Below are 13,916 nucleotides of genomic sequence, written 5' to 3' on the forward strand. Positions count from 1 at the left end.
GCTTACGAAACCGACGTCAGTGGCTGGGCGGAGACAGCCGGTGGCCGTCGCCTATGCACCGGCCCAGCCGTTCGAGGAACACCCGTTGCCCTGTCACCAGCGGTTCCACGGCGTCTGCCAGCGGGAACCAGACGAACCGGTCCAGCTCGGGGAACTCGCGCAGGACTCCCGATCCTCTCGGCCATTCCATGGTGAAGGTGCCGGGCACCGCCTGTGCCGGGTCGAGATCTCCCTCGACGGCCCACACGGTGACCGTCTTGCCGCCCCGCTGGCGGGAATCGCCGAGCGGGATCCACGGTCCCTCCGGCGGCACCAGACCCAGCTCCTCCTGGAACTCCCGGCGGGCGGCGGCCTCCGGCTGCTCCTCCGGGCCGTACTCCCCTTTGGGGACCGACCAGGCACCGGCATCACGGCCCGACCAGAACGGCCCGCCCATGTGCCCGAGAAGCACGTCGGCGCCCGTGTCCGTGACCCGGTACAGGAGAAGGCCCGCGCTTCGTTTGCCCGACATGCGGTCAAGTCTGTGCGCGGGCAGATCGCGTCGCCATTCGTGGGCCGGGGGGTGTACGCCGTCCTCGGCCCGGTCGGTTCCAGCTCGTGCCGAGGCCACCGGGGCGTCGGTGTGGAATGACACGCCGGAGCTTTGGAGTGACGCTGCCGGTCAGATCGAGTGAGCTGCTGGTCCGACCGTAGGAGTCGTTGCGCTGTCCGGGGGCGACCGGCCGTCGGCCGGGTCCTGAGCCAGGCGTTGCCGCGCCGTCACCGGGTAGACGGTCGAAGACCGCCTTGGCTCTCGAAGCGCAGGAGATGACATGCCCGGAATGATCGAGCGCATCAAACAGTTCGCCCGCAGTCCGCAGGGGCGGCGAGTGACGCAGCAGGTACGGCAGGCCTCCGCCGATCCGAGGAAGCGTGCTCAGGCCCGCCGGCTGCTCGGCAAGCTGCGCGGAAGGCGCTGAGTGGACGGGGGGACGGGGCCGCAGGACCGGCTCTCACGCCAAGGCCTCGCCGCCCGGACCGCCCGTCATGAGGGGCGTCGCCGAGGCGCGGCTACGTCTCGCGTCGGCTCATCTCACATTGTGATGCTTAGGCCATGATTCAGGATTGTCGATCACATAACCGGGCACCAGCAGAAGACAGCGGACGGACCGGTCGCTGTACGGGAACCTTGTACAGGAACCATCCGGCGGTCGGCCCGTCCGGAGCGGGTGCCGGTCCTTGACGGAGGGAGTGATTTCCATGCGTGCGTATGAGCACGCCCGGCGGCGTTCCGCACGCGCCACGTACATTCTGCCGCGGTCGGAGACCTCTGCCCGCTGGGCGAGGCATTTGACGGCCGCCTACCTCAACCGCGGCTGCGGTGAACGGGTGTCCGCGGACCAGGTGGAGGACGCGACGCTGGTCGTCTCCGAACTGGTCACCAACGCCACCCGCCACGGACACGGCTGCTGTCGGCTGCAACTGAGCGTGGCGAGCGGACAGGTGACCGTCGAAGTCCATGACCACAGCCCCGTACAGCCGCGACTGCGTCAACCGGACATCCTGTCCGAGGGCGGCAGGGGAATCGCGATGGTCCGTGAACTCTCGCGCCGGTTCTCCGTGCTCGGAAGCCCGGGCGGGGGCAAGACCGTACAAGCGATCCTCGCCTGTTGAGGCGAGCCCGCCTGTTCAGGTAAGAGCGACGCCCCCGCCCGCGCTCCTCCGTACCCGGCTAGAGCGCCTGGGTGTCCCGCGTGGCTCCGTCGATGGCATCAGCGACGGTGTTGAAATACCGGGCGTGCGCGTGGTGGCTGCCCGGGGTCTCCGGATTCCACGCCACGAACCGCGCCCGCTCCTCGATGGCACGCCAGTGCGCGTTGCCCTGGAGCTGCTCGCGCGGCGTCGCGTTCGCGCGTACGTCGGTGAGCACGATGTCCGGTTCGAAGGCGGCGGCCACGGACCATTCGACCGTACGCCAGTTGGACCCGGAGCCCTCCTCGGGATCGATGAGTCCCACCCCCAGCCCGCTGAGCGCCCGCAGATCGGGCCAGTTCAGTGGCCGGGCCAGATGTACGGTCTCCGGTCCGGCCGCCGAAAGAGCCAGTACCCGGGGCGCGTCGGGCCGCGCCGCCGACGTACGCAGCCGGGCCTGAGCGCGCTCCAGTTCCGTCGTGGTCGGCTGGAGCGGCGAACGCAGAGAGGCGGCCAGCGCCGTGAACCGGTCCCTGATGCCGTCGAGTGACCGGTCCTTCCCCACGTCGAGGACGACGACGGGCAGCCGCTCCTCCAGATGCTTGGCCGCCTCCGGGTCGATGCCGTACACCTGCCCGCCGCCGTAGCTGACGGCGACCACCAGATCCGGCTCGGCCGCGTAGAGACCATCGAGGTCCAGGGCGCTGCCCGCGCCGAAGGAGCGCAGGTCGGCGAGGGGAAGCTCGCCCGCCTTCGCCGGGTCGGGGGCGTCCCCGTCATGATGGGAACCGAAGATTCCCAGCGGACGCAGACCGTGGTCCCACAGCGTCGCGCCCGCCTGTATGTAGGCCACCACCCGGGCCGGGTGGCGTCGTGACACGGCCAGTTGGCCGCGGTCGTCGGTGAACTCCCAGCTGTTGCTCGGGTTCATGTCTCGCCTCGTTCCGCTCGTGTTGGTGCGGTGTTTTGTGCGCGGCACTCGTACGCGGGTTCGTGCAGGTGCCACCGACTCCATGCCCAACACGGGGCGCGCGGACTCTTATGGTGCGCATTTCACGCCCTACGGTTCGATAAGACCTGCTCTGATCGCATAGCGGGTGAGCTCAAGACGGTCCCGCAGGCCGAGTTTCTGCAAGAGGTTGGCGCGATGGCGTTCGACGGTCTTCGCGCTGATGAGCAGGATGCCGGCGATCTGCTTCGAAGTGTGCCCCTCGGTCACCAACTTGAGGATCTCCTCCTCGCGGGGCGTGACGGCGTTGTCCGGGATGCTGTCGCCCTGCCGTACCCGGTCGAGATCGGCCATGGGCTGCTCATCGCGGGCGGACTGGTGCTGGCAGGGGCGGCCGGACATCTCTTCGATGCCGACCGGGGCCGGTGGTCTGCCTCCGGCCGGGGGCAGACCACTACGGATTGAATGACCGCCTTCATTTCATAAAGGGCAAAAAGCACATTTTATTTTACGTTAAAATGGTTTTCGGGTGACCAGCGCTCTCTTGAGCGATGGGGTACCCATTACCGAGATGCTGGGCGGTCGGCCGAATACGCGGGTCTGAGGGGGCGGTTCCATATGCGCGCACCCCTGTCGATTCCCCGCGCGCGGCCGACTGACGCGGCGTCAGTCCCGTCGCGGGTGCCCTTACCGGTGCTGCCCCGCGGCGCGTGACGCAGAATCCCTGTCCGGCGGTGGGCGGTGCGTCCGGCCTGCCGCGCGCCCAGGGGCCCTCATGCCCGCATTCCCTCACGCCACGCCCGCATGGAGCCGTTTCCTATGGAGCCCACAGCTCACGTCAGCAAGACCACCCTGCCAGGGGTCGGTACCCGCTACGACCTCAACACCGAGGCGGGAAAGCATCTGTCGGTCGTCGTGCACCAGGACGGGCGGCGCATTCTCGCCTTCCACGATCCCGAGGACGACGACAACTGCAAGGAGGCCGCGGCCCTCGACCCGCACGAGGCGACCGCCCTCTCCAAGCTCCTGACGCCCGACCCCGTCGCGCATCTGCACCAGCATCTTGAGATCGATCTGCTCACCGAGCACATCCCGGTCACCAAGCGGTCCCCGTACGTGGGCAGGACGCTGGGCGCCACCCAGGTGCGCAGCCGTACCGGCGCCTCCATCGTCGCCGTCCTGCGCCGCACCGACGCATTCCCCTCGCCCACCCCGGACTTCCGCTTCGCCCTGGGAGACACCCTCGTCGTCGTGGGTACCCGGGAGGGCGTGGACGCCGTCGCCGAACTGATCACCGGAGGATAAGGGTCCCGTGCACGAGACCACCGCACTGCTCATCGAACTCGGCGCCATCATCCTGGGCCTCGGGATACTCGGCCGGCTCGCCGGTCGAGTGGGTTTCTCCGCCATTCCGCTCTACCTGCTCGCCGGGCTCGCCTTCGGCCATGGCGGCTTGATTCCGCTCAACGCCAGTGAGGAGTTCATCGCCACCGGCGCCGAGATCGGCGTCATTCTGCTGCTGCTCCTGCTGGGGCTGGAATACAGCGCCTCCGAACTCGTCACCAACCTCAAGACCCAGTACCCCTCCGGCATCGTCGACTTCGTACTGAACGCCGTGCCGGGCGCCGCCGCCGCGCTGATCCTGGGCTGGGGGCCGGTCGCCGCGGTGGCCCTGGCCGGTGTCACCTGGATCTCCTCCTCCGGTGTGATCGCCAAGGTCCTCGGTGACCTCGGCCGGCTCGGCAACCGTGAAACGCCGGTCATTCTCGGCGTTCTGGTCATCGAAGACCTCGCCATGGCGGTCTATCTGCCGCTGCTCACGGCCCTGCTCGCCGGTCTCAGCCTGGCGGGCGGCAGCCTCACGCTGCTGATCTCGCTCGGTACGGTCGGCGCGGTCCTCTATCTGGCCCTGCGCCACGGCCGGCTGATCAGCCGCGCGGTCTCGTCCGACAACCCGGAGATGCTGCTCCTCGTCGTCCTCGGCCTCACGGTCCTGGTCGCCGGAGTCGCCCAGGAACTCCAGGTCTCCGCGGCCGTCGGCGCGTTCCTCGTCGGTATCGCGCTCTCGGGCGAGGTCGCCGAAGGCGCGCACAACCTGCTCGCCCCGTTGCGTGACCTGTTCGCCGCCGTCTTCTTCGTCTTCTTCGGCCTGAGCACCGATCCGGCGGCCATTCCGCCGGTCCTGGTACCGGCCCTCATCCTGGCCGCCGTCACCACCCTGACGAAGATCGGCACCGGCTGGTACGCGGCGAAACGGGCCGGAGTCAGGACGGCCGGCCGCTGGCGTACCGGCGGCACGCTGGTGGCGCGCGGCGAGTTCTCCATCGTCATCGCGGGTCTGGCGGTCGGTGTGGAGCCGCGGGTCGGGCCGCTGGCCACCGCGTACGTCCTCATACTGGTGATCCTCGGCCCGCTGGCAGCCCGCTGGACCGAGCCCCTGGCCCGGCGGATCTTCCGGCGCTCCGCCTCCGCTCCCGCGTCCGGCTCTGCCGCCGGTTCCGGTACGGCTTCCGAGCCCGCGGTACCGGCTGTGGGCGACTCGGCGTCGTCCGAGGTGTCCGAGACGCCCGCGACGCCCGTGGCGGAACCGAAGGGCACGGCGCCCTCTCACGGTTGAGCGGCCCTCACGGGCGAGCGGGCGGGATCCCTCCCGCTGCACGAGCCATCAGGGACGGCAAAAGGGGCACAGGACGCGCGCCCGGCGTCCTGTGCCCCTGCTGGTCCGGGTTCCGTTTCCGGTCCGGCGTCAGACCCCGACGCCGAAGTCCGACGCGATCCCGGCGAGTCCGGCGGCGTATCCCTGGCCGACCGCGCGGAACTTCCACTCCGCGCCGTTGCGGTACAGCTCCCCGAAGACCATCGCGGTCTCGGTGGCCGCGTCCTCGCTCAGGTCGTAGCGGGCCAGTTCGGCGCCGCCGGCCTGGTTGACCACGCGGATATAGGCGTTACGCACCTGGCCGAAGCTCTGGCCGCGGTTCTCGGCGTCATGGATCGAGACCGGGAAGACGATCTTGGCGACCTCGGCCGGCACGCCCGCCAGATTCACCTTGACGACCTCGTCGTCGCCCTCGCCCTCGCCCGTGAGGTTGTCGCCGGTGTGCTCCACGGAGCCGTCCGGGCTGGTGAGGTTGTTGTAGAAGATGAAGTGCTGGTCCGAGCCGACCTTGCCGGACTCGTCACAGAGCAGGGCGCTGGCGTCGAGGTCGTAGTCGGTGCCGGTCGTCGTCCGGACGTCCCAGCCGAGGCCGACAAGGACAGCCGTCAGTCCAGGTGCCTCCTTGCTGAGCGAGACATTGCCGCCTTTGGACAGGGAAACTCCCACGCTGCTCCTCCTGAGCTGAACCGAATCGGTGATCGGAATCAAAATCTACAACACTGTAGAAGGTGGAGGGAAGAGCGCTGGTGAGGCGGCGGAACGAGCGCGGGGGAGGCCGGGCTCAGTAGCATGTACGGCTGCCCCGTGCTGAGGCGGCACGGCTGGAGGGAGACACACCGTGAGGGACACAACGTGAGGGTTCACGGCAGTCCGGACGAGCGCCCCCGCCGACGCGGCCAGGGCGAGCTGGAGGCCCAGGTCCTCGCCGCGCTGAGTCAGGCGCCGGGCCCCGTCACGGCGGCCTGGGTGCAGGAACGCCTCGGCGGCGGTCTCGCGTACACGACGGTGATGACCATCCTGACCCGGCTCCAGGCCAAGCGGGCGGTCACCCGGGAACGGGCGGGCCGCTCCTTCGAATGGCGCGCGTCGTCCGACGAGGCGGGGCTCGCCGCTCTGCGCATGCGCAAGGTGCTGGACGGGGAGACGGACCGCGAGGCCGTACTGGCCCGCTTCGTCACCACTCTCTCCCCGGACGACGAACGGCTGCTGCGCGATCTGCTCGGGCTGCCCGAAGACGGGCCCGAGGAGGCGGACCCGCCCGGCGACGCGAACACGCCCGGCGACGTGGGCAGGTTCGATATCGCGGGCGGTTCCGACGACTCCGACAGGACGGAGGGCTGACGCGGTGGGCGTGTTCGTCTTTCTGCCACTCGTACTGCCGCTGACCGCGCTGCCCATAGCCCGCCTGGCCGAGCAGCACCTCCATCCCCGCATCGCCACCCGGCTGCTGTCCGCACTGGCCTGCGTCCTGGCGGTCTGCAGCACCCTCTGTCTGGGACTGCTGGTGGTCGTCGGTACCGCGCAACTCCCCGGAAACCCGCTGCCCGACGGCTGGTCGGACCCCGAGGTACGGGAGGCGGTTCCGTACGACGAGGTCGCGGGAAAGGCGGCCATCGTCGCCCTCTCCGCGGTCGCCCTGGGCTGCGCCACGGCCGCCGGGCGCCACCGCCGGGTGCGTCGCCGCGCGCACCACGTGCTGGCCGGCCTGCCCGACGGCGAACTCGCCGTCCTGACCGACACCGCCCCGTACGCCTACGCGCTGCCCGGCTCCGGACCTCTGCCCGGCTCCGGAGGCGGTGCCGGGGCGCGCGGCCGGATCGTGGTGTCGACGGCCATGCTCGCGTGCCTGGGCGCCCAGGAGCGGAAGGCCCTGATCGCGCACGAGCACGCGCATCTCAGTGGGCAGCACCACCGGTTCCTGCTGGCCGTGCGGCTCGCTGCGCGGGCCAATCCGCTGCTGCGTCCACTGCGCTCGGCCGTGGCGTACACGACGGAGCGCTGGGCGGACGAGGAGGCGGCCCGGGTGACCGGCGAGCGTACGGTCGTGGCGCGCGCCATCGGCAAGGCCGCGCTCGTCTCCCGGGGCACTCCCACGCCGACGCTGGCCGGATTCGCCGCGCCGGCGCCAGGTCCGGTGCCGCGCCGGGTGGCCGCCCTGCTGGAGCCCGCGCCGTCGGCCGTCAGCTGGCCGCCGGTGTTCACCGCGGTGGGCCTGGCCGCCTGGACGGCGGCGGCCGGAACTCTCGGTTCCGCCCTGTCCTCGGCGAACGCGACCGTCACGCTCCTCCTCGTCCTGAAGGCCGCCACCCCACTGTGAGCGGCGGAGGCGGAGAAGGAGGGGCACCTGTACGGAAGGCGGCGGCGCCGTCGAGGCGAGGCGGTTGAGCCTGTTCGCAACCAGCCCGGTTGCGAGCAGGCCGCACAGGAAGCGGGTCGGGTCAGGCGCGCGATGGCTCGGCCGCGGCGGATCCGGCCGCCTGCGCGATATTGCGTGCCATCCCGCCGAAGACCACCGCGTGGAACGGCGAGACGCTCCACCAGTACGCGTGCCCCAGCAGCCCCTGTGGATGGAACACCGCCCGCTGCCGCAACACGCTCCGCCCTCCGCCGCCAGGATCCGCGCCGTCCGAGTGCCCGTCGCTCCGGTCGCCGCCACCCGGATTCGGGCCGTCCCCGCTCCCGTCGACTTCTTGGCCCTCGCCGTCCGGGTCCGCCCGCAGCTCCAGCCAGGCGAGCCCCGGCAGCCGCATCTCCGCGCGCAGTCGCAGCAGCCTGCCTGGCTCGATCTCCTCCACCCGCCAGAAGTCCAGCGAGTCACCGACCCGCAGCCGCTGCGCGTCCCGTCTTCCCCGGCGCAGCCCGACGCCGCCGACCAGCCGGTCGAGCCATCCCCGTACCGCCCAGGCCGGCGGGAAGGAGTACCAGCCGTTGTCGCCGCCGATGCCCTCGATGACGCGCCACAGCGACTCGCGTGACGCGTTCACCGTCAGTTCGCGGTGGTCGGTGTAGAGACTGCCGCCGGCCCAGTCGGGGTCGGTGGGCAGCGGATCGCTGGGCGCGCCGGGCACCGAGGCGGACGACCAGCGGGTGGTCACCTCGGCGTCCTGGATGCGCCGCAGCGCCAGTTCCACCGCGTGATCGAAGGAGACCGGGCCGTCCGGCGGATCGGGGATGTACCGTGCGATGTCCCGCTCGTGGCAGACGACTTCATGGCGCAGCGACTCCGCCAGCGGCCGGGCGATCGAGCGCGGAACCGGAGTCACCAGCCCGATCCAGTGACTGGACAGGCCCGGCGTCAGGACCGGCACCGGAAGGATGAGCCGCCGCGGCAGCCCGGCCACCGCCGCGTAGCGCTGCATCATGTCGCGGTACGTCAGCACCTCGGGTCCGCCGATGTCGAAGGCCCGGTCGACCTCCTCGGGCATGCGCGCACAGCCGACGAGATACCTGAGCACGTCCCGTACCGCGATCGGCTGGATGGACGTACGCACCCAGCTCGGCGTCACCATCACCGGAAGCCGCTCCGTGAGGTAGCGCAGCATTTCGAAGGAGGCGGAGCCCGAGCCGATGATGACCGCCGCCCGCAGCACCACGGTCGGAACCCCCGAGCCGAGGAGGATACGGCCGACCTCGGCGCGTGAGCGAAGGTGTGGTGAGAGCCGGCGTTCCGGCACCCCGGCCGGGGTGAGGCCGCCCAGATAGACGATGCGCCGGACACCCGCGGCCTTCGCCCGCTCGGCGAAGATCCGGGCCGAACGGCGGTCCGTGGCCGCGAAATCCCGGCCGGTGCCCAGCGCGTGCACCAGGTAGTACGCCACATCGACTCCGGCCATGGCCGCGCCGACCGACTCGGCATCGGTGACATCGCCGCGTACGACCTCGACGCGGCCGACCCAGGGGTGATCGCGCAGTTTCTCCGGCGACCGGGCGAGAGCGCGCACCGTGTGGCCCGCGTCCAGCAGCTCGGGCACCAGCCGGCCGCCGATGTAGCCCGTGGCGCCGGTGACGAGACAGCGCCGCCCCGGGCCCTCGGCGCCCGGCCGCGCCTCCGACTGCCCGGCTTCCCTGTCCGTTGTCATGTGCCGCTCCTTCGAGGCCCCCAGGACGAGCGTGTGCCCGGAGCCGGGGATCAGCAAGGCGGAGGCGTGGTCAAGGAGACAAACGTGGTCAAGGAGACGAGGGACAGGGCGCGGGGGCCGGGGCGGCCGACGGCTCAGCGGGCCCTGAGCGTGGTGGTCTCCGGCCTCATCGGCGGTTCCGCCGGCGCCGGCAGAACCGGCCCGAACAGCACCGCACGGGCGACATCCGGTGCGAAGAGCGCGCTGATCGGCGCCGTCAGCGCGCACGCGGCACGGAACGCGGCCCCGACCACCGGATCACCGGGGGCGCGTTGGATCACCCGCGCCATGTACCAGGCCGCGGGCCGGTCCACCGCCCGCGTCCTGGCCGCGTCGCCCCTCGCTCCCGGCAGGTCCCGGTCGGCCCCGGACGCGATGTCCCAGGCCTGCTGCGAGGCCTTGAGCAGGGCGAGCTGAACACGGCGGGTCGTCGGCGCCCGGCGGGTGCCGGCCAGCGCGTCGCGCAGCGCGAGCGCACTCAGCGCGGCGACCGCGATGCCCTGCCCGTACACCGGGTTGAAGGCGCACAGCGCGTCGCCGGTGGCGAGGAAACCGGCCGGGCGACGGCCCGGACGGTCGTACCGGCGCCGGACGTTGGCCGTCGCGCGGTACGCGTGCACGGGCGACTCGGCCTTGGCCTTCAACAGCCAGTCGTGCAGCACCGGATGGGGGAGCCGGGTCGCGAAATCGGTGAACGCGGCCTCGTCCGAGGACGGTTCGCTGCCGCGCAGCCCCGAGAGAGTGACGAGATACCGGCCGCCCTCGATGGGCAGGGCGACCGCGCCGTGAGCCTCGTCGCGGCCCGGTACGAAGTAGTAGCCGACGCAGTCCGTCCCTTCGTCGTCCTCTCCGCTCCGGTAGAGACGGGTCGCGTAGGCGAGTCCCGTGTCGAGGGTTTCCTCGTGGGGCGGTTCGGCGCCGATCGCGGCCAGCCAGTCGGGGGCGCGCGAGCTCCGCCCGGAGGCGTCCACGACCAGGTCGGCGGTCAGCGACCGTACGTCGTGACGGGTCCGAGCCCCGCGCTCGCGCAGCCGTACGCCCCGGACACGCGTGGAGTCGCCCACCAGCCCGACGACCTCGGTACCCTCCACCGCCGTGATCCGCGGATCGGCCAGCACCCGGCGCCGTACCAGCCACTCCAGCAGGGGACGGGAGCCGGTGAGGAGATGGGCCGTGGCGACGGTACGCCGGTAGAAGCGCCGGTCCTGCCACTGCACAATGTCGCTCGGCATGCCGACCCGGGGCGCGCCGTGCTCACGCAACTCGGCGACGACCCCGGGGAGTAATTCCTCCAGGGGCTCCTGACCGCCTTCCAGCAGGACATGGGTATGGTGGCTCTGCGGAACACCTGCCCGGGGCTCCGGCCCGTCCGGGAACCGGTCGCGCTCGACGACGGTCACCCGGTCGGCGTGGGCGCTGAGCGCACGGGCGGCCAGCAGCGCCGCGATACTTCCGCCGATGACCACGGCGTGGCGTCCCTGCCGGTCAGGGGAGTGGTGCGGGCCGTCCGCGTCCGCCCTGCCGGTCTGCGCGCCTGTCGAATTCACCATGCTTCTGTCCCTCCGGGCCCGTGCTGCCACCGGCGCTGCTACTGGCGCCGCCACTGATTCATGCCGGTTCAGTATTCCTGTGGCACGTTGCCCGGATCACGACGACTCCGCGCCGTTTTCGGCATATCCCCGAAGGGGCGTGCGCCCCCGTTGACGCGGCCCCTGCCGGAGGCGGCGCGGATCGTAGGGGAGCGCGGGCGGATCCGGCGTCACTCTTTGCGGTACGGGGATCCGGTTGCGGTACGGGGAACCGGCGTCACTCTTTGCGGTACGGCGTCACACCTTGCGGTACTGGTACGCCTCCGACGCCGCGGCCACCACCGCGTCCAGGTCTCCGCCCGCGGAGGCCGTGACCACCGCCGCCACCGCGCCCTCCACGAAGGGGGCGTCCACCAGCCGCGTGTTGTCGGGCAGTTCGTCCCCCTCGGCGAGCAGCGTTTTGACGGTCAGCACGGCGCTGCCGAGATCCACCAGGATGGCGACGCCCGCGCCCCGGTTCACCGCCGCGGCCGCGGTCGAGATGAGCTCGGAACTGGTGCCGAGCCCGCCGTCCTGGGTGCCGCCGGCCGGTGCCACCGGGGCGGTGGTGGCGCCGCCCGTCAATCCCTGCGCCAGCGCGGCGACGGCCGTGGCCACCGCCCGGCTGTGCGACACGAGAACGATGCCGACCGGCGCCTCGATGCTCATGATCAGGCCTCCTCCGCCGTCGCCGCGAGGGCGGAAATCAGCAGCGCGGCGGACGTGGCGCCCGGATCCTGGTGCCCGATGCTCCGCGCGCCCAGATAGCTCGCCCTGCCCTTGCGCGCCTGGAGCGGTACGGTCGCCAGCGCGCCCTGGTCCGCCGCCTCGGCCGCCGCGGCGAACGACGTACCGAGCGCCTCGACCGCCGGCTCCAGCGTGTCCAGCATCGTCTTGTCCCCGGCCTTCGCCCCGCCCAGCTGCGCGACCGCCGCCACGCCCGTGCGCAGTGCCTCGGTCAGTTGCGCGGGGGTGACCTCGTCGGAATCACCGAGTGCCTTGCCCGTACGGCGCAGGAGCGTCCCGTACAGCGGCCCGGACGCACCGCCCACCGTGGAGATCAGCTGCCGTCCCGCCAGGGACAGCAGGGCGCCGGGGCCGGCCGGCGGCTCCTTCTCCAGCGTGGCGGTGACGGCCCGGAAACCGCGCTGGAGATTGCTGCCGTGATCGGCGTCGCCGATGGCCGAGTCCAACTCCGTGAGCCGGTCCGCCTCACGCTCCACAGCGGCGGCCATGGCCGCCAGCCAGCGGCGGAAGAAATCGCCGTCGAGCATCCGGTCGGCATTCTGATCGGTCACGTGATCTCCTCGCCCCTTGCGTCGTTCCCCGCCGCCTGTGCTGTCTCTGCCATCCCTGCCGTCTCTGTCGTCCCTTCCCGTCCCTGCCGTTCTCAGCGGCCCCAACGGAGCGCGGGTGTCTCCACCGGCGCGTCCCACAAACGCAGCAGTTCCTCGTCGACCTGGCACAGCGTCACCGAACAGCCTGCCATGTCGAGCGAGGTCACATAGTTGCCGACGAGAGTACGGGCCACCGGTACGTTCCGTTCGGCCAGCACGCGCTGCACCTCGGCGTTGAATCCGTACAGCTCCAGCAGCGGCGTCCCGCCCATGCCGTTCACCAGCGCGATCACCGGCCCCGAGGGCCGCAGATCCTCCAGCACCGCGTGTACGGCGAAGTCGGCGATCTCGCGCGAGGTCATCATCGCGCGCCGCTCACGGCCGGGCTCGCCATGGATCCCGATGCCCAGTTCCAGCTCCCCCTCGGGCAGATCGAAGGTGGGACTGCCCTTGGCGGGCGTGCTGACGGCGGTCAGGGCCACGCCGAAACTCCGCGCGTTCTCGTTCACCTGCCGCCCGATCGCCTCGACCCGCTCCAGCGGCGCCCCCTCCTCGGCCGCGGCGCCTGCCAGCTTCTCGACGAACAACGTCGCGCCCGTACCGCGCCGCCCCGCCGTATACAGGCTGTCGGTCACCGCGACATCGTCGTTGACCAGCACTTTCGCGACCTGAATGCCCTCGTCCTCGGCCAGCTCGGCGGCCATGTCGAAGTTCAGGACGTCGCCCGTGTAGTTCTTGACGATGAACAGCACCCCGGCCCCGCCGTCGACGGCGGCCGCGGCGCGCACCATCTGGTCCGGGACAGGAGAGGTGAAAACCTCACCAGGACAGGCGGCGGAGAGCATCCCCGGCCCGACAAAGCCACCGTGCAGCGGCTCATGCCCGGACCCGCCTCCGGAGACCAGCCCCACCTTCCCGGCGACGGGCGCGTCCTTCCGTACCACCACACGGTTGTCGACATCGACGGACAACCCGGGATGCGCCGAGGCCATACCCCGCAGGGCATCGGCGACCACGGTCTCCGGCACATTGATCAGCATCTTCAAGGCTGCCTCCTCAGTAGGCTGGCGGTGCCTCTGACCAGCGTTTTCGCAGGCCAGATCCCATGCGGGCGCTTTTTGATCTTGGTGGTACGCGGCGGTTCGAAGCGGGGGGCCGACGGTGCTGATGCCGACCTCATGCCCACTTCCTGATGCATCGTCAGCTCCCTCCGAGGCGGTCCGGCGGGGCGGTCTGCCGCCCCTTTCCAGTATCGATCGAACCCGGCCAAGTGGCACGGCATACGACGTGCTCGCGGGGCGAGGCGTATGCGGATCCGTTCTGTTTCAGGTGAGGTGAAGGCGAGATTCGGTACATCGGGCTGTCCGAAGCCTCCGCGGCAGAGCTGGAACAGGTGCGAGAGACCGCGCCGATCGTCTCGGTGCGCAACCGCTACGACATCACGGACCGGCAGTCCGAATCAGTGCTCGACCGTGCTGAGCGGCTCGGTATAGCGTGGTTGCCCTGACGCTCGTCAGTCATGCTGCCGATTCCGGGGACGTCGAGCGTCGCGCATCTGGGGGAGAACGTCGGCGCGGCAGGGGGTGGAAAACAGCGACGCGGACTTTTTGGCATTGG

At 71.0% G+C, this 13,916-nt stretch carries 15 protein-coding genes and 1 pseudogene; 7 read left to right on the plus strand and 9 right to left on the minus strand.

Annotated elements, in window-relative coordinates:
• Nucleotides 1-16 precede the first annotated feature (16 nt).
• A complete protein-coding gene (locus ACIQD6_RS28900; protein WP_401887862.1) occupies nt 17-511 on the minus strand; it encodes an NUDIX domain-containing protein in 495 nt (164 codons plus the stop codon).
• A 301-nt stretch (nt 512-812) separates the two neighbouring features.
• Here ACIQD6_RS28900 and ACIQD6_RS28905 point away from each other — a divergent pair, with 301 nt between their 5' ends.
• The gene (locus ACIQD6_RS28905; RefSeq protein WP_401887864.1) at nt 813-959 is read left to right on the plus strand and encodes a hypothetical protein; all 147 of its coding nucleotides are present in this window, start codon (nt 813-815) and stop codon (nt 957-959) included.
• Between the two features lie 280 nt (nt 960-1,239).
• Entirely contained in the window at nt 1,240-1,653 is a 414-nt protein-coding gene (locus ACIQD6_RS28910) for an ATP-binding protein (RefSeq protein WP_401887867.1), read from the plus strand.
• A 58-nt stretch (nt 1,654-1,711) separates the two neighbouring features.
• Here ACIQD6_RS28910 and ACIQD6_RS28915 read toward each other — a convergent pair whose 3' ends face one another.
• Together ACIQD6_RS28915 and ACIQD6_RS28920 are read right to left on the minus strand one after the other, a co-directional pair.
• On the minus strand, nt 1,712-2,602 hold the full coding sequence (locus ACIQD6_RS28915; protein ID WP_401887870.1) for an ABC transporter substrate-binding protein: 891 nt from the start codon (nt 2,600-2,602) through the stop codon (nt 1,712-1,714).
• A gap of 129 nt (nt 2,603-2,731) precedes the next feature.
• Nucleotides 2,732-2,965: pseudogene (locus ACIQD6_RS28920) on the minus strand (response regulator transcription factor); the annotation flags it as partial.
• Nucleotides 2,966-3,439: 474 nt separating this feature from the next.
• Here ACIQD6_RS28920 and ACIQD6_RS28925 point away from each other — a divergent pair.
• The gene (locus ACIQD6_RS28925) at nt 3,440-3,925 is read left to right on the plus strand and encodes a cation:proton antiporter regulatory subunit (protein WP_401887873.1); all 486 of its coding nucleotides are present in this window, start codon (nt 3,440-3,442) and stop codon (nt 3,923-3,925) included.
• A gap of 7 nt (nt 3,926-3,932) precedes the next feature.
• Complete coding sequence (locus ACIQD6_RS28930) at nt 3,933-5,237, plus strand: cation:proton antiporter (RefSeq protein WP_401887876.1); 1,305 nt, start codon at nt 3,933-3,935, stop codon at nt 5,235-5,237.
• A gap of 129 nt (nt 5,238-5,366) precedes the next feature.
• On the opposite strand, the gene ACIQD6_RS28935 is transcribed toward ACIQD6_RS28930, so the two are convergent.
• Nucleotides 5,367-5,942 (minus strand): TerD family protein, encoded by a 576-nt coding sequence (locus ACIQD6_RS28935; RefSeq protein ID WP_401887878.1) that lies wholly within the window; start codon nt 5,940-5,942, stop codon nt 5,367-5,369.
• Nucleotides 5,943-6,065: 123 nt separating this feature from the next.
• Between ACIQD6_RS28935 and ACIQD6_RS28940 the strand changes: the two genes are divergently transcribed.
• Entirely contained in the window at nt 6,066-6,617 is a 552-nt protein-coding gene (locus ACIQD6_RS28940) for a BlaI/MecI/CopY family transcriptional regulator (RefSeq protein WP_401887881.1), read from the plus strand.
• Between the two features lie 4 nt (nt 6,618-6,621).
• Complete coding sequence (locus ACIQD6_RS28945; protein ID WP_401887883.1) at nt 6,622-7,593, plus strand: M56 family metallopeptidase; 972 nt, start codon at nt 6,622-6,624, stop codon at nt 7,591-7,593.
• Nucleotides 7,594-7,714: 121 nt separating this feature from the next.
• On the opposite strand, the gene ACIQD6_RS28950 is transcribed toward ACIQD6_RS28945, so the two are convergent.
• The 5 genes from ACIQD6_RS28950 to dhaK form a co-directional block, all read right to left on the minus strand.
• A complete protein-coding gene (locus ACIQD6_RS28950) occupies nt 7,715-9,355 on the minus strand; it encodes an SDR family oxidoreductase (RefSeq protein WP_401887886.1) in 1,641 nt (546 codons plus the stop codon).
• 134 nt (nt 9,356-9,489) lie between these two features.
• Nucleotides 9,490-10,944 carry an NAD(P)/FAD-dependent oxidoreductase gene (locus ACIQD6_RS28955; RefSeq protein ID WP_401887887.1) on the minus strand — a complete coding sequence of 485 codons (1,455 nt, stop codon included), beginning with the start codon at nt 10,942-10,944 and terminating at the stop codon, nt 9,490-9,492.
• 276 nt (nt 10,945-11,220) lie between these two features.
• Entirely contained in the window at nt 11,221-11,631 is a 411-nt protein-coding gene (gene dhaM, locus ACIQD6_RS28960; RefSeq protein ID WP_401887889.1) for a dihydroxyacetone kinase phosphoryl donor subunit DhaM, read from the minus strand.
• Between the two features lie 2 nt (nt 11,632-11,633).
• Nucleotides 11,634-12,236: a dihydroxyacetone kinase subunit DhaL gene (gene dhaL / locus ACIQD6_RS28965; RefSeq protein WP_401887922.1), complete on the minus strand. Its 603-nt coding sequence runs from the start codon at nt 12,234-12,236 to the stop codon at nt 11,634-11,636.
• 116 nt (nt 12,237-12,352) lie between these two features.
• Nucleotides 12,353-13,345: a dihydroxyacetone kinase subunit DhaK gene (dhaK, locus tag ACIQD6_RS28970; protein ID WP_401887892.1), complete on the minus strand. Its 993-nt coding sequence runs from the start codon at nt 13,343-13,345 to the stop codon at nt 12,353-12,355.
• A 299-nt stretch (nt 13,346-13,644) separates the two neighbouring features.
• On the opposite strand from dhaK, the gene ACIQD6_RS28975 reads away from it, so the two are divergent.
• A complete protein-coding gene (locus ACIQD6_RS28975; protein WP_401887925.1) occupies nt 13,645-13,806 on the plus strand; it encodes an aldo/keto reductase in 162 nt (53 codons plus the stop codon).
• Nucleotides 13,807-13,916 lie beyond the last annotated feature (110 nt).

Source organism: Streptomyces sp. NPDC088400 (assembly GCF_044753355.1).
Taxonomy (GTDB): domain Bacteria; phylum Actinomycetota; class Actinomycetes; order Streptomycetales; family Streptomycetaceae; genus Streptomyces.

Excerpts from the sequence above, each read along its gene's own strand:
- ACIQD6_RS28900 (WP_401887862.1), bottom strand. The coding sequence starts at position 511 with ATGTCGGGCAAACGAAGCGCGGGCCTTCTCCTGTACCGGGTCACGGAC.
- ACIQD6_RS28905 (WP_401887864.1), top strand. The coding sequence starts at position 813 with ATGCCCGGAATGATCGAGCGCATCAAACAGTTCGCCCGCAGTCCGCAG.
- ACIQD6_RS28910 (WP_401887867.1), top strand. The coding sequence starts at position 1,240 with ATGCGTGCGTATGAGCACGCCCGGCGGCGTTCCGCACGCGCCACGTAC.
- ACIQD6_RS28915 (WP_401887870.1), bottom strand. The coding sequence starts at position 2,602 with ATGAACCCGAGCAACAGCTGGGAGTTCACCGACGACCGCGGCCAACTG.
- ACIQD6_RS28925 (WP_401887873.1), top strand. The coding sequence starts at position 3,440 with ATGGAGCCCACAGCTCACGTCAGCAAGACCACCCTGCCAGGGGTCGGT.
- ACIQD6_RS28940 (WP_401887881.1), top strand. The coding sequence starts at position 6,066 with ATGTACGGCTGCCCCGTGCTGAGGCGGCACGGCTGGAGGGAGACACAC.
- ACIQD6_RS28950 (WP_401887886.1), bottom strand. The coding sequence starts at position 9,355 with ATGACAACGGACAGGGAAGCCGGGCAGTCGGAGGCGCGGCCGGGCGCC.
- ACIQD6_RS28955 (WP_401887887.1), bottom strand. The coding sequence starts at position 10,944 with ATGGTGAATTCGACAGGCGCGCAGACCGGCAGGGCGGACGCGGACGGC.
- dhaM (WP_401887889.1), bottom strand. The coding sequence starts at position 11,631 with ATGAGCATCGAGGCGCCGGTCGGCATCGTTCTCGTGTCGCACAGCCGG.
- dhaL (WP_401887922.1), bottom strand. The coding sequence starts at position 12,236 with ATGCTCGACGGCGATTTCTTCCGCCGCTGGCTGGCGGCCATGGCCGCC.